Origin of the sequence: Ruegeria sp. 6PALISEP08 (genome assembly GCF_001238295.1) — a bacterium.
Classification (GTDB): domain Bacteria; phylum Pseudomonadota; class Alphaproteobacteria; order Rhodobacterales; family Rhodobacteraceae; genus Ruegeria.
Genome location: NZ_LGXZ01000005.1, coordinates 168,027 through 191,090 on the forward strand (window position 1 = coordinate 168,027; position 23,064 = coordinate 191,090).

Consider the following 23,064-nt stretch of genomic DNA (forward strand, 5'->3'; position numbering starts at 1 on the left):
CCTCCTTTTTCGTCCACTGTCTCCGGTTGGCTGGTCTCTGGGTTCGCCCTGCCATCACCGCCTTGGTGCTCGCTCGTCAGTCTCTCGTCACGGCTTCGCCGTGGCTGGCGCTGTCTTTGCAGCTGAGTTGATATACTGAAGTGAGCCTTGCACCGTTCGTTCCACGTAGCGGATACCAGCACCTTCACGGCTCGTTTCGCGTTCCCGTGCTTTCTCAGATGTCGCCATCAACAGCACTTCGACTTGTTCGGGCGCTGATCCGTTTGTGAGTAAGAACGTTGCGACATGTGCGTCAGCCCTGCTTCGGTTTCCACCAAACTTCGCTGTCGCTTCGTCGATCATCGCCTTCACGATGCTGACTTCGCTTTCGGTGCTGCCCAACTGTGGCTTGCGTTCGCCGTGGGTGTCGGTGTGCTCGACGCGTACGCTTTGAACGGACAAAGCCCGCTCTTGCGCATCATGAGTGAGGCCTTTGTTGAAGCGCAAGCGGGGTACGTGATCCCGACTATGATGCACCAACACGAGCGGTGGCTTTCCATCTGGCAGCATGCGTTCTGGCTTCGGGTTGCGCGTTGTTGGCACTCTGCCGTGTTGCGTTGGTTTGGCGCTGCTGGGATCACCTGCGTACTGCTCGGCCAAGACACGGCAAGCCGCAGCGTGCACATCAGTTGAGTGGTTGCGACCGGACAGCGTGACCCATGCTTGGAAGTTGTCAGGGCTGGTTTCTACAACTGCGCTTGGCCTGATGCCGTCGCACGCCATCAGGTGCAGTGCATCGGCGCTGATGTCGTCAACGAGCACGTGCGTCAGAGGTCCATCGGGGCGGAAGAACACGTGGTGCCGCGCGGCCGACATCGCTGCAAACCAGTCTGCAGATGCGATGAACTGATGTGGTGTAAACCGACGACAAGCCACGACTTTGCCGCCAAGAGAGATGATACGTATGTCGAACGTCTCGCAGGGCAGTGCATCAACCAGTTTGTGAAGCCAGATGCGACGTCGATCAGTCATCTCTGTCTCCTTGGTTCGCGGTGGGCACAGGGCCGTCTTCCTGTGCGGTCTTGGACCCAGACCCCTCGGCGAAGCGAAGCGCCGCCCCTGTCATCTGATGACTTTCAAGGCACTTTGCCTGATCTCGGGTAGCCGATCGGGTCTCACAGCCATCGCTCGGACGCCGCAGTGCCCTCAGCCAGGCATCGACCTCACACTGGTCGAACTGCACTCGACCTCGAAGCCGATACCAAGGAGGACAAGCGGTTGTGTCGCCGTTCCGATGGTCCATCATCATGCGGCTCAGAGTTCGGAGTGAGACCCCGATGTGATCTGCGGTTTCTTGCTTGCTGAGCGGTGGCAAGTTGGCGGCTCCGATGTCTGGTGATCTGGTGCCGCCTGCGCAACGCCACTCCGACAGAGTGATGACACGTTGCGGTCTTTGGTCAGGACTTCTGGGACAGTTTCCCAGTATGTCCGAAGGTGGCACGAACTGGCCCAGAGGTCAAGCCCAAAAGTACCACATGTTGTGTTCATAGCGCTATCATGCGCTGCATAACACAACATGCAGTGTATGTACTCGCGCTACATGTCACTCAACAGCATGCAACTTGGCGACGATGTCCGACGCTCGCAGCCTTGCGTATCTTTCAAGAAGCACGCCCGCGTCACGATGCCCAGTAAGTACTTGCACTTCGGCCACTGACCACCCTTCCAGCAGCTTGTCTGTTGCGGCTTGCGCGCGTAAGTCATGCAGCCTGATGTCTTCGACACCGGCACGCGCACGCAGCCTCTGCCATGCCAGTCGCACGGCGTTCTCAGTGATGGGCAACACTCGGTCATCAGCGCGCGGCAACGTGGTCAACACCTGAACAGCCATCGGGCTGAGCGGCACGAACCGCGCATGTCCGTTCTTGGTCATCGACAGCAACACGACCCGTTGTTGCAGGTCAACGTCACACCATTGCATGGACAGCAGTTCGCCTCGTCGGCAAGCCGTCTCACGTGCCAAAACGATCAGAGGTAGCATCAACGCGTTCTTGCACTGCACTGCCGCATCAAGCAGCCGCTGCCACTCATCGCCTGTCAGCCGTCTTTCGCGACGGTCACTGATACGTGGACGCCTCACGTGGCGCACTGGGTTGGCATCGCTGTCGTCAAGCTGATGGTCGATGGCTGTCTGCATCAACGACAACTCACGCACCACAGTGGATGGCTTGGCTTCTTGTACACGTCGGTCGCGCCACGCTGCGACTTCGGCAGCAGTGAGCACGTCGATGCGCAAAGTTGCCAACTTCGTGCGAGCAAGCGCGTGCAGTCGCCATCGCTCGCTTGGTTTCTTGTCTGCCAACTGGTGCAGAGCGTCTGAAAGTGTAGCAGTCGTCGTCTTGGGCTTGCACAACTCGCCACGTTCTGCGCGCATCTCCGCATCGCGTGCCCACATCACTGCATCGGCTCGCTTCGTGAACGTCTTGCTTGTTGACCGGCCTGCACGTCGCACCGTCGCCTGCCACTTGCCACTTGGCCGCTTGTTGATCGTCGCCATCTCGCATCTCTCCTCGTGCGATGATGGACGTCTTGCGCCGTGTTTGCGTGCTTGGTGCAGCGGAAGTGCAGCGATCAGACAACCGACACGGTGCCGGTGCGTGCAACTGCATCCAGATGTGTCAACAACATCAAGCAGTTGATCTGGTCGGAGTGAGAGGATTCGAACCTCCGACCCCTGCCTCCCGAAGACAGTGCTCTACCAGGCTGAGCTACACTCCGACCGTGGCGGGTGATCTATACCCGGTGTTCTGGATGCGCAAGAGGATTCTGAGGCGTGATTGTGGAGGCTTATACACGGCAATGGATAAGATCGTAATGCTGTCAGTTGTCAACGAAGCGGATCCGTTTTGTACAGGCGAATCTTTGTGCCGCCGTGATCTACCACCGGGCCGGGTTGGAGCAACGGAAGGCGAGTGGCCCGTGCCAATGCGGGTGCGCTGGTCACTATTCCAACGCGCCATCCCTGAAAACGGCCGGTCAAAACCTTACCCAGAGTGCCATAGACAGAGCGCAACCGCTTTTCGTCTCCTATGCGTGCCCCATAAGGCGGGTTCACAATAACCAAACCGGCAGGACCTTCTGGTGGCTTAATGTCGCTGACCGAACGCTGCAGAAAACGCGTCATCGCGCCAACCCCGGCCCGCTCGGCATTGGCTGTGGCGGCGCCCACTGCACCTGAGTTTCTGTCCGATCCGTGGAATGTCAGAGAGCATTCCTGCGCGGTGTTGCTTTCGCGCATCTTTTGCCACTGGTCGTGATCGAATTCGGCCAGGTTTTCGAACGCAAAGCGACGTGAGCGGCCCGGCATCAACCCAAGTGCAATTTCGGCGGCTTCTAACACAAACGTACCTGATCCGCACATCGGGTCGAGCACAGGCTCGTCCCCTGTAAACTCGCACTCTCGCAAGAACATGGCAGCCATTGTTTCACGCATCGGGGCCTTGGCAATTGCTTCCTTGTGACCGCGCTTGTGCAAAAGCTCACCTGAACTGTCGATCGACAGTGTGCAGATATCTTTTTCAATGCGCAGCAAGACCCTTAGGTCTGCCTCGGGCGAGATCGGTGCCCCCAAAACCTCGGAAATGGCGCGTTCGATCCGCTGCCGGGCTGCACCCGCATGGTAGATTCTGGACTTGCGGCTGGTGGCCTCGACCTTCACCGGAACGTCGGTGCGTAAAAAATCACCCCACGGAAACTTGCGCGCACGCTTGTCCAATTGAGCCAGATGCACGGCCGGAAAGCTGCCCAGGCGTACAAGAACCTTGTTTGCCCCGCGCAATGTCAGATTCGCACGCCAAACTTCGGACCAGGATCCTCGGCACGTTACACCACCTCGAACAGCTTTTGCTTCGGCAAAACCGCAGGATTGTGCCTCGGCACATAGTGGATTTTCGAGGCCCGGTGTGGCGATCAGAAAGATATCGAGGTCTGCGTTTTTTTCCATTCCGGTTGCTTACACCGGAAGACGGGCAGGTGCGACACGCTTTTTTGAAGCGCAATATCTGCTAGTTTGACCGGGGTATCGCAGGAATATGCAGTTTCAGGATAAGTTTTGGCGGTAACAGGTTTGCGTTTAGGGGCGTCCCCGCGTAAAGGGTCCGTGATCGGAATTACGCCAACGGATTTTGGACCCATTCTGACGCATTTGCGACAGATGGTAAAATTTTCCGCGTTATTGCATAGGCTCGAATGGGCGTCGGCAAGACAGGCGCAGCAACAAAGGCTTGGAAGAACGTAGCAACATGCAAACTTTCAAACTGAAAAAAGGGTTGGATCTGCCAGTTGAAGGTGCTCCTGACCAGACCATCCATCCGGGGCCGGAATACAAGACCGTTGGTGTTTTGGGCGGCGACTATGCCGGCCTGAAGCCAAAGATGTTGGTGCAGGAAGACGATGAAGTTCAGCGGGGTGCTCCGTTGTTCTGTCATAAGGATGCACCAGACGCTTTGATGGTTGCGCCTGTAAGTGGCAAGGTTGTCGCCATTAACCGGGGTGCCCGTCGTGTTCTGCAAAGCGTCGTGATTGAAGTGTCGGACGTAAATGACCCAGGCATGGATTTCTCTGGCGTCGGCGATGCGGATACGGCCGAGGGCGTGACTGCCAAATTGTGCGCCGCTGGTTTGTGGACCGCTTTCCGTACACGGCCCTATTCGAAAATGCCCCAGCCGGGCAGTGCACCGACCGCGATTTTTGTCACTGCCATGGACAGTGATCCACTGGCCGCTGATGCCGCGGTGGTCATCGCTGAGGCACCCGAGGCATTCACTGTTGGCCTGACCGCGATCAGTAAGCTGACCGACGGTAAGACCTACCTCTGCCAGAAAGAAGGTGACGCGATCCCCGGAGCAGATGTGCCTGGCGTTGAGGCGGCAGCATTCTCGGGCCCGCATCCATCGGGTTTGGCCGGTACTCATATCCATTTTCTTGAACCTCTTGCTGGCGAAAAGCAGGTCTGGACCATCGGCTATCAGGACGTCATTGCAATTGGCCGTCTGATGCAGACCGGTCACCTCGACCCAAACATCGTGGTTGCTCTGACCGGTCCGGGCGCACGTCAGCCACGCTTGATCCGCACAGTCATGGGTGCATCCACCGATGATTTGACCCGTGATGAGGTGAATGTCGACGGAACACCCCGCATTATTTCCGGCTCGATCCTGTCAGGGCAACACGCAGATGGGCCGACGGCCTATCTGGGTCGGTTCGCCCGTCAGATCAGCATCATCCGTGAAGATCCCGACCAAATCCCAATGGGCTGGATTCGTCCAATGCCGTCAAAGTATTCTGTCCAGCCGGTTTTGGGGTCGGCATTCGCCAAGAAGCTGTATGCGTTCACGTCCAACCTGAACGGCGGGCGTCGCGCGATGGTGCCGACCGGTGTGTTCGAGGAACTGATGCCGCAGGATTACTTGCCCACTCAGCTGATGCGAGCCTTGTTGGTGATGGATACCGACACCGCCCAGGCGCTGGGTGCGCTGGAGCTGGACGAAGAGGATCTGGGCCTTGTGGGCTTTGCCTGTCCGGCGAAATATGAATACGGGCTGGCGCTGCGCGACTGCCTGAACAAGATTGAAAAGGAGGGCTGATCCAAATGGGTTTGCGCAGCTTCTTCGATCGGATTGAGCCGAACTTTACCAAGGGCGGCAAGTACGAAAAGTATTTCCCCATCTACGAGATGGTCGAAAGCTTTATCTACACTCCGAAAACTGTGACCACTGTCGCCCCTCATGCACGGTCTTACGTGGATATGAAGCGGATCATGACCTATGTCGTGATCGCGACGATCCCATGTATTCTGTGGGGGATGTACAATACCGGCTATCAAGCCAACTCGGCTATTGCCACGCTTGGGCCAGACTCGGCCACAGGATGGCGGATCGCCATTCTGCAGACCTTTGGTATTTCGCTGAGCCCAGACAGCATATTTGCGAACGTGATGCACGGGCTGATGTATTTCCTGCCGATCTATATAGTCACGCTTGTGGCTGGCGGCATATTCGAGGTCATCTTCGCGACCGTGCGCGGGCACGAGGTGAACGAGGGTTTCCTTGTTACATCAATGCTCTACACGCTGATCATGCCCGCAACCACGCCCCTGTGGCAGGTTGCACTGGGGATCATTTTCGGCGTCGTGATCGGTAAGGAAGTGTTTGGTGGAACAGGCAAGAACTTCCTCAATCCGGCGCTGGTTGGTCGGGCCTTTCTTTACTTCGCTTACCCCGCTCAGATGTCGGGCGATGCGGTCTGGACACCCGTTGACGGGTTCTCAGGCGCAACAGCTCTGGCGGTCTCGGCTGCGGACGGCGTTCAGGCGCTGGCGGCGGATGGCATCACTTGGTCGAGCGCTTTCTTTGGCCAGATTCAGGGCAGCTTTGGTGAGACTTCTACGCTTGCCTGTATGATCGGCTTGGCTTTCCTGCTGATGACGAAGATCGCCAACTATCGCCTGATAGTGGGCTGTCTGGCCGGAACCATCGGCTTTACACTGCTGCTGAACTCGGTCGGATCGGACACGAACCCGATGTTCGCGATGCCATGGTACTGGCATATCGTGCTGGGCGGTTATGCCTTTGGTCTCGCCTTCATGGTGACTGAACCGGTTTCGGCAAGCCATACCAACGTCGGCCGCTATATCTATGGTGCGTTGATCGGTGTCATGGTTGTGATGATCCGTGTCATCAATCCGGCTTTCCCCGAAGGTATGATGCTGGCCATCTTGTTCGGCAACGTCTTTGCACCGCTGATCGACTATTTCGTTGTTCAAGCCAACATCAAACGGAGGGCGCGTCGCCATGTCTGATACGCAATCCCCAGAACCTAAAGGCGCACTGGCCAAGTTCCTGGCGGCCTCGCCGGATTCGGTTGGCAAAACGATCTTCGTCGCCGTTGCCGTTTGTCTCGTTGCCTCAATGGTCGTGTCCGCCGCCGCTGTCAGCTTGCGCCCAGTTCAGGAAACCAACCGTCTGAAGGACAAGCAGGTCAACGTTCTGCAAGTGGCCGGCGTGTTCGAGCCCGGCATCGACGTGACCGAAGCCTTCGCCGCCTTCGAGCCGCATGTGTTGGAGCTGTCCACCGGCAACTTCGTCGATGACCAGTTCGACCCGACCACATTCGACGACATCGCTGCCGCGAGCGATCCTGAACTGAGCGTGGCGCTGGACGATGATCCTGCAGGCATTGGCCGTAAGTCGAAGTACCGCGTAATCTATTTGCTGCGCGACGATGCGGGTGATTTGGACAAGGTGATCCTACCGCTGCACGGCTATGGTCTTTGGTCGACGCTCTATGGCTTTATCGCATTGGAAAACAACGGCAACGATATCTACGGCCTGCAATTCTATCAGCACGGTGAAACCCCGGGCCTTGGCGCCGAGGTGGACAACCCACGCTGGAAAGCGCTGTGGAATGGCAAGAAGCTGCGTGATGACAACGGGGATCTTCAGATAACCGTTGCCAAGTCACAGCCTGCTGCCGGACCGGACTTCTATATCGATGCTCTGGCAGGAGCTACTCTGACCTCGGTTGGTGTCGATAACCTGGTGAAATTCTGGATGGGCGATGCGGGCTACGCTCCGTTTCTGGCCAAACTGCAAGCAGGAGAGCTCTGATGTCCCAGACCAAAAAAGAGATGCTGGTCGACCCGCTTGTCGACAATAACCCGATCACTTTGCAGGTGCTGGGTATCTGTTCGGCGCTGGCGGTGACTTCGTCACTGCAGGTGTCGATGGTAATGGCGCTTGCGGTGATCTTCGTGACCTCTTTCTCGTCCTTCTTCATCTCATGCCTGCGCAACCAGATCCCAGGCTCGATCAGGATCATCGTTCAGATGGTGATCATCGCCTCGCTGGTGATCCTCGTGGATCAGATCCTGAAGGCTTATGCGTTTGAGATTTCGAAAACCCTGTCGGTCTTTGTCGGCCTGATCATCACCAACTGTATCGTGATGGGTCGCGCCGAAGCGTTTGCAATGAAGAACCCCCCGGTTGCGTCTTTTGTCGACGGTATGGGCAATGGGATGGGCTATGGCCTGATCCTGCTGCTGGTCGGCTTTATTCGTGAACTGTTTGGCGCGGGTTCGCTGTTTGGTGTCACCATTCTAGAGACCGTCAACAACGGTGGTTGGTACGTGCCCAACGGCATGCTTCTGCTGCCACCCTCGGCGTTCTTCATCATTGGTCTGATCATCTGGGCCTTCCGCACATGGAAGCCGAACCAGGTGGAAGAGCGTGAATTCAAAATTCAGCAGGTAGAGGCCCACTGATGGAAGGTCTGATTTCTCTGGCCGTAAAGGCCATCTTTGTCGAAAACCTTGCGCTCAGCTTCTTCCTGGGGATGTGTACTTTCATTGCCGTGTCCAAGAAGATTTCGACCGCGCTGGGATTGGGCATTTCGGTCATGGTCGTGCAGGCCATTACCGTACCTGCCAACAATCTGTTGTTGAATTATCTGCTGAAACCCGGTGCGCTGGCATGGGCCGGGTTCCCGGATGTGGACCTGACATTTCTTGGCCTGATCTCTTACATTGGGGTTATCGCGGCGATGGTGCAGATCCTCGAGATGGTTTTGGACAAGTATTTCCCGCCGCTCTACAACGCTCTGGGAATCTTCCTGCCTCTGATCACGGTGAACTGCGCCATCCTCGGTGGCTCACTGTTTATGGTGGAACGCGATTACAACTTTGCCGAGGCTGCAACCTATGGCCTGTCTTCGGGCTTTGGCTGGGCGCTGGCGATCACCGCGATGGCGGGCGTACGCGAAAAGCTGAAATATTCGGATATCCCTGACGGTCTTCAAGGTCTGGGCATCACTTTCATCACCGCAGGTCTGATGGCTATGGCGTTCATGTCCTTCTCTGGCGTGAAACTGTAAGGAGGCGTCGATGGAAACCTTTACCTTAGGCGTAGCCCTTTTCACCGTAATCGTTCTGGCATTGGTGGCCATTATCATGGCCGCCCGGTCCAAGCTGGTATCGACAGGCAACGTGAACATCACCATCAACGGTGAGAAAACCATTTCAGTTCCCGCCGGTGGCAAATTGCTGCAAACGCTGGCGGCCGAGAAGCTTTTTGTTCCTTCGGCTTGCGGCGGTGGCGGCACCTGTGCCCAGTGTCGCGTACGTGTACATTCGGGCGGCGGTTCGATCCTGCCGACCGAGGAAAGCCACATCACCAAGCGCGAAGCCTCGTGTGGTGATCGCTTGTCCTGTCAGGTTGCTGTAAAGCAGGACATGGACATTGAGGTTCCCGAAGAGGTCTTTGGCGTCAAGAAGTGGGAATGCACCGTCCGTTCGAACGAGAACGTCGCAACCTTCATCAAGGCGCTTACGCTGGACCTGCCCGAAGGCGAAGACGTGAACTTCCGCGCCGGTGGCTATATACAGATCGAGGCACCTTCGCATGCCTTGAATTACACTGACTTCGACGTGGAAGAGGAATACCGCGAGGATTGGGATCGCTTCAATCTGTGGCAGTATGAGTCTGTCGTTAACGAGCCGATTGAACGTGCCTATTCGATGGCCAACTACCCGGACGAAAAAGGCATGATCATGCTGAACGTCCGTGTGGCCTCGCCACCTCCGGGTTCAGAAGGCATCCCTCCGGGTCAGATGTCGTCGTATATCTTCAACTTGAAGCCGGGCGACAAGGTCACGATCTCGGGTCCGTTTGGTGAGTTCTTCGCCCGCGAAACCGAGAAAGAGATGGTGTTTATTGGCGGTGGTGCGGGTATGGCGCCCATGCGTAGCCATATCTTCGACCAGCTCAAGCGCCTGGAGAACCGCAACCGCAAGATCACCTTCTGGTACGGTGCGCGGTCTAGGAAAGAGATGTTCTTTGTCGAGGATTTCGACCAACTGGCCGAAGAGTTCGATAATTTCGAATGGCATGTCGCCCTGTCGGATGCGCAGCCCGAGGACGATTGGAAGGGCTACACCGGCTTTATCCATAACGTCTTATTCGATGAGTACCTCAAGAACCACCCTGCGCCGGAAGATTGCGAGTTCTACATGTGTGGCCCGCCAATCATGAACCAGGCGGTTATCAACATGTTGCTGGATCTGGGCGTGGACCGTGAAGACATCATGCTCGACGATTTCGGCGGGTAAGAAACAGAAAAACCGGCGCACCCAACGCCGGTTTTTTTGTTTGGCGGTTAGCCAACGCTATTTTCCGTAATAGTCCCGATACCAGGCGACGAACTGGGCAATGCCGTCTTTCAGGTCGGTCTGTGGACGATAATTGGTCAACCGTTGCAGCAGGCGATTATCGGCCCAGGTCGCATGAACGTCACCCATCTGCATCGGCATGAAATTCTTGACGGCTTTCTGCCCAACGGCCTCTTCGATGGCTTCGATGAAATCCATCAGACGCACTTTCTCCCCGTTGCCGATATTGACGATGCGATAGGGTGCGACAGGTGAAAGGCTGTCGCCGTCCTCAATATCCTCAGGACTAGCAGGCCGAACCGGGGGCACATCGATCAGCAATCTTATCCCACGCACAAGATCTTCAACATGGGTGAAGTCCCGATGCATGTCGCCATGATTGTAGATATCAATGGGACGGCCGTCGAGAATGGCGGCAACAAATTTGAAATAGGCCAGATCGGGCCGTCCCCAGGTGCCATAGACCGTAAAGAACCGAAACATCGTGGTCGGCAGATCCCACAGATGCGCATATGAATGCCCCATCGCCTCATTCGCCTTTTTGGTGGCGGAGTAGATGGTCAATTGCGTGTCCGCTTTTTCCGTCTCGGTAAACGGCATCTCTTCGTTGGCGCCATAGATTGACGAGGTCGAAGCCATCAACAGATGCCCGACTTTATGCTGGCGCGCGATTTCCATTACGTTGAACGTCCCAACGACATTTGATTCGATATAGCTGCGGGGGTACTCGAGGCTGTGCCGCACACCGGCCTGGGCCGCCAAGTGAACGATGACATCGGGCTGGAATTCGTCCGCCACCTGCACCAACCGGTCATAGTTTTCCAGCCGATCCTCGGTTGCGGTGAAGCCGGGGGTTTGCAACAGGATCTGATGCCTGCGCTGTTTCAGGGTCACATCATAATAGTCGGTCATCCCGTCATAGCCATGCACACGAAACCCATCTGCCAGAAGTAGCTTGGCCAGATGGAAGCCAATGAACCCCGCAGAGCCCGTAATCAAAACACGTTTCATAAAACCCTCAGATTGCACAACGAAATCATCGTTGACCGAAAGACTTTGTTTCGCGCCTGAGATCAACGTTTTTCGACCGCTTCGAAGGTCATTTCGGACAACACGAGGGCGTTGGTCAACAATTTGCCTGTTCAATCAGATGTTCATTGCCGCCATTTGCTCAGAAGGGTAGGGATCAGGGCGCATGGTTACGAAATGGATCAAATCGCGGTTCAGCCGCACGGCGCGTCCAACGACCGATACGGTGTCTTGCGACATCGCCCCCACTACGCGAGTGACGGCGGTGGGCGATATTCATGGCCGTTTGGACTTGCTGCATGCGCTATTGCCACGCTTGGATGATCAAAGCCCTCTGGTTTTTGTTGGCGACTACATCGATCGGGGGCCTTACAGCGCACAAGTGTTGCACCACCTACGCCATCTGAGCGAAGCGTCAGACCGGCAAGTCCATTGCCTTCTTGGTAACCATGAAGAGATGTTGTTGCATTTCTTGGGCGATCCAGAACGCCATGCAAGGCTTTGGTTTCGAAACGGAGGTATGCACACGCTGGCGTCGTTTGGGCTCAAACCGACTGGAGACCCAGAAGACAGCCGGCACGTCAACGAACTGGCCGATGACCTTCGGCAAGCGATGGGGCAGGATCTGCTTGAATGGCTGACAGAGCGGCCCTTGATCTGGACCAGCGGTAACGTCGCTTTTGTTCATGCAGCTTTGGATCCGCATAATCCTGTCGAAGCTCAGGACCGTCAGATTTGCCTCTGGGGGCATCCCATGTTCCCAAGAATTGCGCGCAGAGACGGCCTGTGGGTGGTGCATGGCCACACTATCGTCGACCACCCCCGTGTCAGAAACAAGGTGTTGTCAATTGACACGGGTGCTTTCGCAACGGGCCGACTTACGGCTGCCGAAATCGAGGACGGAGGCATCAGGTTTCTTTCGACCGCCTGACCTTAGCCAACGATCATCTGCTTCATCCGCAGGGCTTCATATTCCAGCTCTTTCAGGCGGAAATGCACAACATCTCCGATGGTGACGACGCCACACAAATGGCCATCACGCAGCACGGGCATATGGCGGAATCGACCGTCAGTCATTGTTTTCAGAACGTCGTTCAGCAGATCGTCAGGTGTGCAGGTCTTGACCTCCTTGGTCATCAGGTCTTCGACTGCTTGCGGCAAGGTCTGGCCCGGCGTGTCCGCCATGCGCCGTACGATGTCGCGTTCCGACAGGATGCCCTGCAATGCACCGTTCTGGTCCGTGACCAAAACGGCACCGATCCGCTTGTCCTTGAGCGTGTTGACCACCGAATGAATCGTATCGTTTGGCCGCACCGAAAATACCGCGTCCCCTTTTCCCTCAAGCAGTTTGGCCACGGTTGTCTGCGAATGTGACAAGTTCGATTCTGCCGATTGGCTGTAGGTCGTCTTGTCTGCCTTGTCGCCGCGTGATGGTGACTGGTACGAGGTTGGGGCCATGGGCAATCTCCTTATGGTTCTTGCAATGTCTTTCCCTTTCACCTTAGCGCAGCTAAATGACCTGTATAGGGTACAATTGCTCGAATGCGCGAAATCTGCGGTCAACAAAGGACGATTAAGCTTGTGAGTGAACTCTATCTTACCCCGCCTGTGGCCGTTCTGATCTTCTTTGCAGTCGTCGTGTGTGGTCACAATTTTCGCATGGTTTGGAAGCAGCAGGCGCCGGGATGGCGGAAGCGGGCGTGGCTGTTTGGGTTGCCAGCAGGAATCGGCCTGTTGTTGCTGGGTTTCCTACCTCTGAAGCTGTGATGTGGATTTGACTCTGGCAGAGGGCGCTGGCATATGCCGAGCACAGAATTTCCCGGAGCTCGCCCCATGCGTCTTTTGCCCTCAGTGGCTTTTGTTGCCCTTCTTTCCGGTTGCCTCTTTGACAAGGAACCCGAAGTTGTCCGCCTGTCGGGTGAAACAATGGGGACAACCTTTAATGTCACCGCCATTGGTGACGATCTGGACGAGAACAAACTGGCAATCTCGGTTGAAAAGACTTTGGCAGAGGTCAATGCCAAGATGTCCAATTGGGATCCGAAGTCCGAAGTCTCTGAGTTTTCGGCATCGGCCAGTACAGATCCGATGTCTGTCTCGGACGAGTTCGCTTTGGTCATCGCGGCCGCCAACGACGTGCACGAAAAATCCGGCGGCACATTCGACGTAACGCTGGGACCACTTATTGAGCTATGGGGATTTGGCCCCCGCAAGCCAGAAGATCCGGTGCCCTCGGACGCCGAAATCGAAACCGCACTCAGCGGCGTTGGACAAAGCCGACTGCTGACGCTCGACACTAACGCCGGTACTCTCGCGAAATCTGATGCCAGTGTGGGTATCAACCTGTCGGCCATTGCCAAGGGCTATGGCATTGATGCGGTTGCTGAATCTTTGCGGGATGCAGGGATCGAGGATTACCTTGTTGAGATTGGTGGAGACCTTGTCGCCCAAGGCCAGAACGAAAAAGGCGAAGCCTGGCGGATCGGCATTGAAAAACCGGAAACGGGCAGTCAGACCATTCAGTTGATCGTGTCGCTGAATGATCGCGGCATGGCCAGTTCGGGCGACTACAAGAATTTCTTCGAACATGACGGCGTGCGCTATTCGCATATCATCGATCCGACCACTGGCCGCCCGATCACGCACCGAACAACCTCTGTCACCGTTCTGGCCGAAAACGCGATGATGGCGGACGCCTGGGCCACCGCGATGCTGTCTTTGGGTCAGGAAAAGGGCCTGAAACTGGCAGAAGAGCATAAACTTGCCGTGTATTTCATCTCACGGGATGTGACAGGCGGCGATGAAGCCTATATTACGGCGCATAGCACCGCGTTCAAAGACGCGCTGAACTCAAACTGACAGGTGGAGCTGAAATGAGCACTTTTATTCTGGCCTTCCTTCTTCTCGCCCTCGTCATGGTAGGTATGTCACTTGGCGTCATGCTGATGGGCAAGACCATCAAAGGCAGTTGTGGCGGCCTGAACGCAATTTCCGGTGCTGATAAGTGCGTTGTATGCCAGAAAGACGTGGACCCCGACAGCCCGTTGCGCGATCAACTGCAATGCAAGCGCGCCAAGAAGATGCTGGAACAGATGGAACGTCAGGCCTGAAGCGAAGTTTTGCTTCGCTCTGCGGGTTGAAATGGCTAACTAGGTCTCCGTAAGGTTTGGGGGGCATTGCGTTGGCCAAGGCGAAAAACATCCTGTTCATCATGTTCGACCAGCTGCGCTGGGATTACCTGAGCTGTTACGGGCATCCACATCTGCATACCCCCAACATAGATCGCCTTGCAGCCAAAGGCGTCCGGTTTAATCGGGCCTACATCCAGTCACCGATCTGTGGCAGTTCGCGCATGTCGACCTATACCGGGCGCTACGTGCATTCGCACGGGGCGTCCTGGAACGGTATTCCGTTGAAAGTCGGCGAGATCACGATGGGGGATCACCTGCGCAAGGCGGGAATGGGGTGTTGGCTTATCGGAAAAACCCATATGCGCGCGGATGCCGAAGGGATGGCGCGGTTGGGGCTGGAGCCTGACAGTCTGATCGGTGCCCGAGTCGCCGAATGCGGCTTTGACGTTTTCGAGCGCGATGACGGTATGCTGCCCGAGGGGCCTGACGGATTTTATGATCCGGACGGCGCAAAGGAATACAACAAGTATCTCAAGGCCAAAGGGTATGAGAGCGACAATCCCTGGCATGACTTTGCCAATTCAGGGCTGGATGACGAAGGTAATGTTTTGTCCGGCTGGTTTTTGAAGAACGCACCCGAAGCCGCCAATATCGCCGAGGAAGACAGTGAAACGCCATACCTGACCGGCCGCGGCATCGAGTTCATGGAAACGCATGATGGGCCATGGTGCTGCCACCTGAGCTTTATTAAACCGCATTGGCCTTACATCGTGCCTGAACCTTATGCTTCGATGTATGGTCCAGAGCATGTTCTACCCGTGGTGCGATCCGAGGTTGAGCGTCAGAATGCGCATCCAGTGCTGAAGGCTTTCATGGACACAAAGATTGGTCAGACCTTTTCACGACAGGACGTGCGCGAGGCAGTGATTCCGGCCTATATGGGTCTCATCAAACAAGCTGACGACCAGATGGGACGTTTGTTCGACTGGATGGAAAAGACCGGGCGGATGGACGACACGATGATCGTTCTGACCTCGGATCATGGTGACTTTCTGGGTGATCATTGGATGGGCGAGAAGACGTTCTTCCATGATGCTTCAACCAAGATGCCGCTGATTATCTATGACCCATCGCCCGAGGCAGATGCGACACGCGGCACGGTCTGTGATGCGCTGGTGGAGTCCATCGATTTGGCTCCAACCTTCGTTGATATGGCAGGAGGTGACGTGGCCACACATATCCTGGAAGGCCACACTTTGCTGCCCATTTTGCATGGAAAAGCAGGAACGTTGCCCCGGGACTTTGTTATCTGTGAATACGATTACTCGGGCTCACCGATCGCTGATATTGTAGGATCGTCGGTCCGGGATGCGGTAATGTTCATGGTGGCCAACAAAAAATGGAAACTGATCCATTGCGAAGGCGGTCACAGACCGATCCTGTTTGATCTGGAAAACGATCCCCAAGAGCTGAACGATCTGGGCGACAGCGCGGACCATGCAGACGTGATTGCCGAGATGTATGATCACCTGTTCACATGGGCACGACGACCGTCGCAGCGCACCACGCGATCGGAACAGCAATTGATCGACATGCGCACCAAAAGCAGGGGCAGAGGCATTGTTCTGGGTGTGTATGACGAAAACGATGCGCCTCTGGATCTGACGGTGAAATACCGCAATCGCAAGACACGCCCCTACAAGAGCTACCTCAAGGAATAACGCCTCTGCGTCGATTAAATCTTCTTCACCGACCCAAAGGTGGTTCACCCGCCGAAGGGCAGACGATAGAAGAGGCTCACGAGCAGTAATCGGAGAATTTCTATGGCCGCGCCCAAACCTGTTGTCCTGTGCATTCTCGATGGGTGGGGTCTGTCCGCGGACACCAAAGCCAACGCGCCGTATCTGGCACATACGCCGACATTTGATGCGATCATGGCCAATGGCCCTCATGCAACTCTGATCACCCACGGACCCGACGTAGGTCTGCCCAGCGGACAGATGGGCAATTCAGAGGTCGGCCATACCAATATCGGCGCAGGCCGCGTTGTCGCCATGGATTTGGGCCAGATTGATCTGGCCATCGAAGATGGGTCTTTTTTTGACAATGAAGCACTGTGCGCATTTATTGCCAACGTGAAAGCGGCGGACGGTACAGCGCATCTGATGGGGCTGATCTCGGACGGAGGCGTGCATGGGCATCTGAACCATATCATCGCCGCAGCGACCGCGATCACCGATGCGGGTGTCCCGGTTGCGCTGCACGCAGTCACCGATGGGCGGGACGTGGCGCCAAAATCGGCGCTGACCTATATTGCGGAACTGGAAGAGCGCCTGCCTGAAAACGCGCGAATTGTGACCGTTGGCGGGCGCTATTTTGTCATGGATCGGGACAATCGCTGGGAACGTGTCAGCGAAGCCTATGACGCGATGATCAAGGGGCAGGGTAGGGCGGCGCAAAGCGCCCATGGTGCGGTCGATCATGCCTATAATCAGTCAGAGTCAGATGAGTTCATCACCCCGACTGTTCTTGACGGATACAAAGGCGTTCGAGACGGCGACGGGTTTTTCTGCCTCAATTTTCGTGCTGACCGGGCACGGGAAATCCTGCGCGCCATTGGAGAGCCCGGATTTTTCGACTTTGATACAGGGTCGCGGCCCAAGCTCTCGGCGCTATTGGGCATGGTCGAATATTCGGACGGCCACAACGCCTATATGACCACGGTTTTCCCAAAACGGGCCATCGTGAATACTCTGGGGGAATGGGTGGCCAAACAGGGGTTACGCCAATTCCGGTTGGCTGAAACCGAGAAATACCCGCATGTCACCTTCTTCCTGAACGGTGGCAAAGAGACCGCTGAGCAGGGTGAAGACCGTTTTATGCCTAAGTCGCCAAAGGTTGCGACCTATGACCTGCAACCCGAGATGTCGGCCGCTGCGGTCACGGCCAAATTCATTGAGGCTATCGAAGACGGGTATGACCTGATCGTCACGAACTATGCCAACCCTGACATGGTGGGCCATACCGGCGATCTAAAGGCGGCGATCAAGGCCTGTGAGACCGTGGATCAAGGTCTGGCGCAAGTCGTCGCCGCACTGGAAAAGGCCGGCGGTGCGATGATTGTCACCGCTGATCACGGGAATTGTGAAATGATGGTTGATCCCAAAACGGGTGGTCCGCATACCGCCCACACACTGAACCCGGTGCCGGTGGTGCTGGTCGGTGGACCTGAGGGTGCGCAGTTGAAGCAGGGGCGTTTGTCGGATCTGGCACCCACACTGCTTGAACTGATGGGCTTGCCAAAACCACCAGAAATGACTGGGGAAAGCCTTTTGTCATGAAGCTGTTGGCCCTTGCGGTTTCTCTGATTTCAGCATTTCCGGCGCTGGCCCAGACCAGCTCATCTCAGGCGGCGCTGGAAGCGGCAAAGATGCTGGAGCAAGCCTCGCTGTCTTTGACTGAGGCTGACAGTGCCCGAGATCGGGTGCGCGCGCTGACCCAGACGATCCAGGCCTATGAAGCGGGGTTGAGCGCGATGCGGGAAGGGTTGCGTCAGGCCGCAACCCGTGAAGCACAATTGAGCGCCGAGTTGCGGGCACGCGAAAAGGACGTTCGGCAGTTGATCGGCGTTTTGCAAACTATTGAGACAACGGCACCTCCGGTCTTGATGTTGCACCCTTCAGGCCCGTTGGGGGCGGCGCGCACTGGTATGATGCTGTCCGAGGTCACGCCCGGCTTGAACGCCAAAGCGCAGGCCCTGGCAGATGATCTGAATGAAGTAAAGACGCTGCGTCTGCTACAGCAAAGCGCATCGGAAACTCTGACCGAGGGCCTTACCGGCGCGCAGGATGCGCGCTCCCGCCTGAGCGAGGCCGTGGCCGATCGCAAGGATCTGCCAAGGCGATTTGTCGAAGACCCCGTGCGCACGGCCATTCTGATATCCTCGACCGAAACGCTGGACGGGTTTGCAAGTGGACTGTCTGAAATCTCGGAAGGCGAAATCATCGAAACCGACGCTGACGTTTCGGGTCAGAAAGGGCAAATCCCTTTACCGGTTCAGGGGGTCATGTTGCACAAGGCTGGTGAAACGGATGCGGCCGGAGTGAAACGCGAGGGTTTGGTACTAGGAACCCGCCCTCGTGCGCTGGTCACATCGCCCACAGCGGCCACGATCCGTTATCGAGGCCCCCTATTGGATTTGGGGAATCTGGTCATTCTTGAACCGCAGCCGGGGCTGCTTTTCGTGTTTTCTGGCTTGCAAGAGGTCTACGGCCACCCTGGTCAGGTGATCCCCGAGGGCACTCCGGTGGGTTTGATGCCCGGTGAAACGCCCGAAATCGGCGCAATATTGTCAACAAGCGGTGATGGCACTGGAACTGATCGCTCAGAAACGCTCTATATAGAGGTAAGAGAAGATAATAGCCCCGTGGACCCGGAATCATGGTTTCGGACCGACAAGGATGGATAAACGAGTATGAAGAGATTTGTGATGGCCGGTTTGGCCGGAACTGTGGCAGGTATTCTTGCAACAACCCAGATCGCAGGACCCCTGCTGGCGCAGGAGGCTGAAAACAAGGCCAGCGTCTATGAGCAACTGGATTTGTTTGGTGACATTTTTGAACGCATCCGCGCCCAATATGTCGAAGAAGTCGAACCCGAAGAACTGATCGAGGCAGCCATTGATGGCATGTTGACCTCTCTCGATCCGCATTCCAGCTATCTTTCGCCCGACGATGCCGAGCAGATGCGCGTGCAGACACGAGGTGAGTTTGGCGGACTTGGCATCGAAGTCACGCAGGAGGACGGTTTTGTCAAAGTCGTATCGCCGATTGACGACACCCCTGCCGACGCAGCTGGAATTGAGGCCGGGGACTTTATCACTCATGTAGATGGAGAAAGCATTCTGGGTCTGACGCTGGACAAGGCTGTTGATCTGATGCGTGGTCCGGTGGGCTCTGAGATTGTTATCACTGTTGTTCGCGAAGGTGAGCCGGATCCTTTCGACGTTACAATCATCCGTGACACGATCAAGCTGACGGCTGTTCGTGCACGCACCGAAGGCGCTAGCGTGGTTGTGCGTGTGACCACGTTCAATGATCAGACATTCCCGAACCTGAAAGAAGGTTTGCAGGAACAGATCGAAGAAGCGGGCGGCATCGACAAGGTCAATGGTTTTGTTCTGGATCTGCGCAACAACCCGGGCGGCCTGCTGACGCAGGCGATCAAAGTTTCGGATGCGTTCCTGAACGAAGGCGAAATCGTTTCAACCCGTGGCCGCGATCCCGAAGAAGGAGAACGGTTTAACGCCGCGCCCGGCGATTTGGCCGAAGGTAAGCCGATCGTGGTCCTGATCAATGGCGGTTCGGCCTCGGCGTCCGAAATTGTCGCCGGTGCCTTGCAGGATCACCGCCGTGCAATCGTGGTCGGCACGAAAAGCTTCGGGAAGGGGTCTGTTCAGACGGTCATGCCGCTGCGCGGTGATGGGGCCATGCGTTTGACAACATCGCGCTATTACACACCGTCGGGTCGTTCAATTCAGGCCCTGGGTGTCAGCCCGGATATCATCGTGGAACAGCCACGCCCGCAGCCCGAAGCTGAAGAAGAAGAGGACAGCCGCTTTACCCGGTCCGAGGCCGAGCTGCGTGGTAGCCTGAACAATGACAGCCTCAGCGAGGATGAAATCCGCCAGATCGAAGAAGATCGTGCCAAGGCCGAAGCCACGGCTGAACTGCGGGAAGAGGATTACCAGTTGGCCTATGCCATCGACATCCTCAAAGGTCTGTCGGCATTCAATCCCAACGGACCGTCTCAGTAACCCAACCGGGGCCGCGCTTACCGCGGCCCCTTTTCGTTGAGGCAAAACGTGGTGCTTGTTGCGCGCCTGCAAATAGTCAGGCCGCGAAACCCAGATCCTAATGTGACTGAAAATGCGCTAGCTTTCGATCTTGTGCAGTTTCTTTTCATCCAGCAGCAGCGCCAGCACAATACCAACCGATACGGATGCGGTCGAAAAGACAAAGGCCGTGCTCATGCCGCTGTTAAAAGCCGCGGACAGTGCGGATTGAACTTTCTCCAAGTCAGCAGCGCTCAAACGGCTGATCACCGCATGTGCCGAAGGCGTGTCCAGCGTTCCGCCATTGATCGCCCTCAGGTCAGCCTCTGATAGTTTGATACCTGAGGCGTGCAGACCGTCGCGCAGTTTGGACAGGCTGACGACATACATGATAGCCGTGGCGCAGGCGACGGAAATGGCACCGTACACCAGATGCGTCATGAAACTCAGACCGCCGACCAGACCGGCCCGCTCGGGCTTGACTGCACAGACCGCAGCCGTTCCGGATGGCCCAACGGTCAGGGTCGCGCCCAGCCCGATCATCGCCATGCCTGGCAGAATGCGGAAATATCCCAGATCGCTTGGCAACAAGACAACCGTCGCAGCCCCGATTGTCGCAATCAAATAACCCCAGAACAGCAGCCGTTTGGGCCCGAAATCGTTGTAAAGCGTGCCTGAAACAATCGATCCCACCGCCAGCAACACCGTAAGCGGGGCCAGACCCAACGCAGACTCAAACGTCGACCAGCCCAGAACCTTTTGCATGTATTGCGGGAAATAGAGCAATCCAACAAAGGCGGCAGAGACGTTGAACATATTCAGGCCAAGCGTGATCGTGAACTGGCGGTTTTGCATCATCTGCGGTAACAGCAGTGGTTCTGAAACGCGTTTCTCGACTTTGGGGAACAGAAGGAACAGCACGGCGCTGATGAAAAACAGCATCAATAATGGCACTGACGTCCATCCCCAATCCGCACCGACATCCAGCCCGTAAAGCAAAAACAGAACCGCAAACGCCAAAAGACCCATACCAGCAAGGTCGAGATGTTCGTCCGTTTTATGCTGCGTTTCGCGTTCCATCAGGATCAGAGCGGTGGCCATAGAAATGCAGGAAAAAAAGACGTTAGCCAGGAAGAAATACCTCCATTCGCCCAAGTTTACGGCCAATCCGCTGATCATTGGGCCAAATACATTGCCCATGGTCACACCCGCCAAAATCAGACCCATTATAAGGGCCCGATGTTCAGGTCGGGACACTTTGGTTGCCCCAAAAGCCAATGTGCAGGGCCAGACGCAGCCTGCGCCAATGCCTTGCAGGGCGCGGGCCAGGATCAGAAAATCAAGGCTGGGCGAGAAAAAACACATGACCGACGAGAATAAGAAAATACAAAGACCGATGATCATCATCTTGCGATGGCCATACATGTCACCCAGGCGCCCGCCGGCGACCATGGTCATCGCAAAAAACAGGGCGTAAATGTTCAGGACCCATTGGGTGCTTGTGATATCCGCATCAAAGCTGTTTTCGATCGCAGGCACCAGCATTAGAGCACCGGTAAAATCTATGCCGATACCAAATCCCGTCACCATTAGTGCGATGACTTTAACAATACTGCTGCGGTCCATGACGGGCGCGATCCATTTTGAATTCGACCATGATGCCCGGAAATTGGCTGAAAAGATAGAGACTTGCCTTGGGTCGGCTCAGTCGCCGTTACGGTAGGCCCGGCGGATTGCGCGTTTCAGCATGTCCAGCTCGGCGCGCAGGAGCGCAACTTCGGCTCTCAGATCATCCGCTGCCGGCGCACCTGCGATAATGGTGAAATCTCCCAGCTGTTCGGCAGTGAACGCATCTGCGATGACAAAGCTGTGGACACCTTCAGACAGTGCTGAGGTAGGCACCTTGATGCTCAGAACCCACCCGTTTTCTGCCGGTGACAGAGTGGCGTTCTCCAGTGTTTCGCCTTGATATAGCACCTCTACGGCAGGTTCCTGCACAGCCTGAATTTGGCCTTGCCAGATGCCGTTTTCGAACCGGATGAAGGTCAGTTTTGTTTGTGTCATGTCGGGTCGCTTCACAAATCAGCACGGTGGAAACGGCAGAACGTCAAGTCCCGCACAACCATCCGGTTCATGGTCGGAGATTCAAAAATCAAATCAACCCAGATCTTCTCGATCCGACGCTCGTTCAGGGGAAGATGGGCTAGATCAAAATCAACCGTGCTTGGGGCCTGTGATGGGGGCAATTGCCGCAGAACCTGCTCGGAATTGGGGCCGTGCTGAATGTTGAGGCGGGCGAACATACTTGTGTGTCGTTCGCATTCGATGACGGTCTGCATCCTTATCAGATGTTCACGGGTTAGGTTCAGCACTGCTTCCGCCGGCAAATCGACGGACACCGAAAGGAAAGAACCTTCGAAGCTGAACACTTCGACTGCCAGGCTGAACGGGGCCAGATCGCCTGTGTCGCGATTTCGAGTTTGGCGTATGGTGATCTCAGCGATGGGGCAGTCATGAAACAGTTTGACCTGCGCATCAAGATCTGTCCTGCGCGGGGCCGAAGCCACACCCGGTCGCGCCAAAGGGCCGCGCCACAGATCGGGTCTGCAACTCCAATCTGTGTCAACAGGCTTGGGAAACTGCTTGGATCCGATCTTGGGACGGAGCAAGCGTGCATCAGCCAATTGGATCAACCGATCAAGATGGGCCCGCAATGATCGCGCTTCATCCCTTTGCAGCCGCAAGTCTGCCTGCGCTGCACCCGGCGCATGTTGAGCCGCCCGTCGCCATCGGTCCAACGCCTTACGGTGAATATAGCGATCAAGAATCCTGCCCATGGCCTTGTCGTCCGATACAGAGCCTCTTTAGTC

General features: G+C 56.2%; 22 protein-coding genes and 1 tRNA gene. 14 read left to right on the top strand and 9 right to left on the bottom strand.

Annotated elements, in window-relative coordinates:
* Positions 1–87 precede the first annotated feature (87 nt).
* The 4 genes from ALB80_RS09470 to ALB80_RS09485 all read right to left on the bottom strand — a co-directional run bounded on the left by ALB80_RS09470 (position 88) and on the right by ALB80_RS09485 (position 3,982).
* A complete protein-coding gene (locus ALB80_RS09470; protein WP_050603810.1) occupies positions 88–1,011 on the bottom strand; it encodes a DNA-primase RepB domain-containing protein in 924 nt (307 codons plus the stop codon).
* 571 nt (positions 1,012–1,582) lie between these two features.
* Positions 1,583–2,536, bottom strand: a complete 954-nt coding sequence (locus ALB80_RS09475) for a site-specific integrase (RefSeq protein WP_050603811.1) — start codon at positions 2,534–2,536, stop codon at positions 1,583–1,585.
* A 144-nt stretch (positions 2,537–2,680) separates the two neighbouring features.
* Positions 2,681–2,757: transfer RNA gene (locus ALB80_RS09480), tRNA-Pro, on the bottom strand.
* Positions 2,758–2,866: 109 nt separating this feature from the next.
* The gene (locus ALB80_RS09485; RefSeq protein ID WP_050603812.1) at positions 2,867–3,982 is read right to left on the bottom strand and encodes a class I SAM-dependent RNA methyltransferase; all 1,116 of its coding nucleotides are present in this window, start codon (positions 3,980–3,982) and stop codon (positions 2,867–2,869) included.
* Positions 3,983–4,280: 298 nt separating this feature from the next.
* On the opposite strand from ALB80_RS09485, the gene ALB80_RS09490 reads away from it, so the two are divergent.
* Genes ALB80_RS09490 through nqrF form a run of 6 tightly spaced genes read left to right on the top strand, consistent with a single transcriptional unit; the run spans position 4,281 to position 10,141 of the window.
* Positions 4,281–5,624 (top strand): Na(+)-translocating NADH-quinone reductase subunit A, encoded by a 1,344-nt coding sequence (locus tag ALB80_RS09490; protein WP_050603813.1) that lies wholly within the window; start codon positions 4,281–4,283, stop codon positions 5,622–5,624.
* Positions 5,625–5,629: 5 nt separating this feature from the next.
* Positions 5,630–6,838: an NADH:ubiquinone reductase (Na(+)-transporting) subunit B gene (locus ALB80_RS09495; protein WP_050603814.1), complete on the top strand. Its 1,209-nt coding sequence runs from the start codon at positions 5,630–5,632 to the stop codon at positions 6,836–6,838.
* Complete coding sequence (locus tag ALB80_RS09500) at positions 6,831–7,646, top strand: Na(+)-translocating NADH-quinone reductase subunit C (protein WP_050603815.1); 816 nt, start codon at positions 6,831–6,833, stop codon at positions 7,644–7,646. Before ALB80_RS09495 ends, ALB80_RS09500 begins: the two co-directional genes overlap by 8 nt.
* Positions 7,646–8,299 (top strand): NADH:ubiquinone reductase (Na(+)-transporting) subunit D, encoded by a 654-nt coding sequence (locus ALB80_RS09505; protein WP_050603816.1) that lies wholly within the window; start codon positions 7,646–7,648, stop codon positions 8,297–8,299. The genes ALB80_RS09500 and ALB80_RS09505 overlap by 1 nt, the downstream gene beginning before the upstream one ends.
* Positions 8,299–8,907 (top strand): NADH:ubiquinone reductase (Na(+)-transporting) subunit E, encoded by a 609-nt coding sequence (nqrE, locus tag ALB80_RS09510; protein ID WP_050603817.1) that lies wholly within the window; start codon positions 8,299–8,301, stop codon positions 8,905–8,907. The genes ALB80_RS09505 and nqrE overlap by 1 nt, the downstream gene beginning before the upstream one ends.
* 10 nt (positions 8,908–8,917) lie before the next feature.
* The gene (nqrF, locus tag ALB80_RS09515) at positions 8,918–10,141 is read left to right on the top strand and encodes an NADH:ubiquinone reductase (Na(+)-transporting) subunit F (RefSeq protein WP_050603818.1); all 1,224 of its coding nucleotides are present in this window, start codon (positions 8,918–8,920) and stop codon (positions 10,139–10,141) included.
* Positions 10,142–10,198: 57 nt separating this feature from the next.
* Here nqrF and ALB80_RS09520 read toward each other — a convergent pair whose 3' ends face one another.
* Positions 10,199–11,212, bottom strand: coding sequence for an NAD-dependent epimerase/dehydratase family protein (locus ALB80_RS09520; protein ID WP_050603937.1), 1,014 nt, complete (start codon positions 11,210–11,212; stop codon positions 10,199–10,201).
* A 184-nt stretch (positions 11,213–11,396) separates the two neighbouring features.
* Here ALB80_RS09520 and ALB80_RS09525 point away from each other — a divergent pair, with 184 nt between their 5' ends.
* On the top strand, positions 11,397–12,161 hold the full coding sequence (locus tag ALB80_RS09525; RefSeq protein WP_050603819.1) for a metallophosphoesterase family protein: 765 nt from the start codon (positions 11,397–11,399) through the stop codon (positions 12,159–12,161).
* A gap of 2 nt (positions 12,162–12,163) precedes the next feature.
* Here ALB80_RS09525 and ALB80_RS09530 read toward each other — a convergent pair whose 3' ends face one another.
* Complete coding sequence (locus tag ALB80_RS09530) at positions 12,164–12,688, bottom strand: CBS domain-containing protein (protein WP_050603820.1); 525 nt, start codon at positions 12,686–12,688, stop codon at positions 12,164–12,166.
* A 123-nt stretch (positions 12,689–12,811) separates the two neighbouring features.
* On the opposite strand from ALB80_RS09530, the gene ALB80_RS09535 reads away from it, so the two are divergent.
* From ALB80_RS09535 to ALB80_RS09565, 7 genes are all read left to right on the top strand, one after another.
* Positions 12,812–12,997, top strand: coding sequence for a hypothetical protein (locus ALB80_RS09535; RefSeq protein WP_050603938.1), 186 nt, complete (start codon positions 12,812–12,814; stop codon positions 12,995–12,997).
* A gap of 66 nt (positions 12,998–13,063) precedes the next feature.
* Positions 13,064–14,089, top strand: a complete 1,026-nt coding sequence (locus ALB80_RS09540) for an FAD:protein FMN transferase (protein ID WP_050603821.1) — start codon at positions 13,064–13,066, stop codon at positions 14,087–14,089.
* Positions 14,090–14,103: 14 nt separating this feature from the next.
* Positions 14,104–14,340 (top strand): (Na+)-NQR maturation NqrM, encoded by a 237-nt coding sequence (gene nqrM / locus ALB80_RS09545; RefSeq protein ID WP_050603822.1) that lies wholly within the window; start codon positions 14,104–14,106, stop codon positions 14,338–14,340.
* A 71-nt stretch (positions 14,341–14,411) separates the two neighbouring features.
* Complete coding sequence (locus tag ALB80_RS09550) at positions 14,412–16,082, top strand: sulfatase-like hydrolase/transferase (RefSeq protein WP_083445262.1); 1,671 nt, start codon at positions 14,412–14,414, stop codon at positions 16,080–16,082.
* Between the two features lie 102 nt (positions 16,083–16,184).
* The gene (gene gpmI, locus ALB80_RS09555; protein ID WP_050603823.1) at positions 16,185–17,702 is read left to right on the top strand and encodes a 2,3-bisphosphoglycerate-independent phosphoglycerate mutase; all 1,518 of its coding nucleotides are present in this window, start codon (positions 16,185–16,187) and stop codon (positions 17,700–17,702) included.
* Complete coding sequence (locus tag ALB80_RS09560) at positions 17,699–18,829, top strand: murein hydrolase activator EnvC (RefSeq protein WP_050603824.1); 1,131 nt, start codon at positions 17,699–17,701, stop codon at positions 18,827–18,829. The genes gpmI and ALB80_RS09560 overlap by 4 nt, the downstream gene beginning before the upstream one ends.
* A 6-nt stretch (positions 18,830–18,835) precedes the next feature.
* Positions 18,836–20,176, top strand: coding sequence for a S41 family peptidase (locus tag ALB80_RS09565; protein WP_050603825.1), 1,341 nt, complete (start codon positions 18,836–18,838; stop codon positions 20,174–20,176).
* A 117-nt stretch (positions 20,177–20,293) separates the two neighbouring features.
* Here the strand turns inward: ALB80_RS09565 and ALB80_RS09570 are convergent, their stop codons facing one another.
* The 3 genes from ALB80_RS09570 to ALB80_RS09580 form a co-directional block, all read right to left on the bottom strand.
* Positions 20,294–21,820, bottom strand: a complete 1,527-nt coding sequence (locus ALB80_RS09570) for an MFS transporter (RefSeq protein ID WP_050603826.1) — start codon at positions 21,818–21,820, stop codon at positions 20,294–20,296.
* A 78-nt stretch (positions 21,821–21,898) separates the two neighbouring features.
* On the bottom strand, positions 21,899–22,258 hold the full coding sequence (locus ALB80_RS09575; protein WP_050603827.1) for a hypothetical protein: 360 nt from the start codon (positions 22,256–22,258) through the stop codon (positions 21,899–21,901).
* An 11-nt stretch (positions 22,259–22,269) separates the two neighbouring features.
* The gene (locus tag ALB80_RS09580) at positions 22,270–23,031 is read right to left on the bottom strand and encodes a DUF6478 family protein (RefSeq protein ID WP_050603828.1); all 762 of its coding nucleotides are present in this window, start codon (positions 23,029–23,031) and stop codon (positions 22,270–22,272) included.
* Positions 23,032–23,064 lie beyond the last annotated feature (33 nt).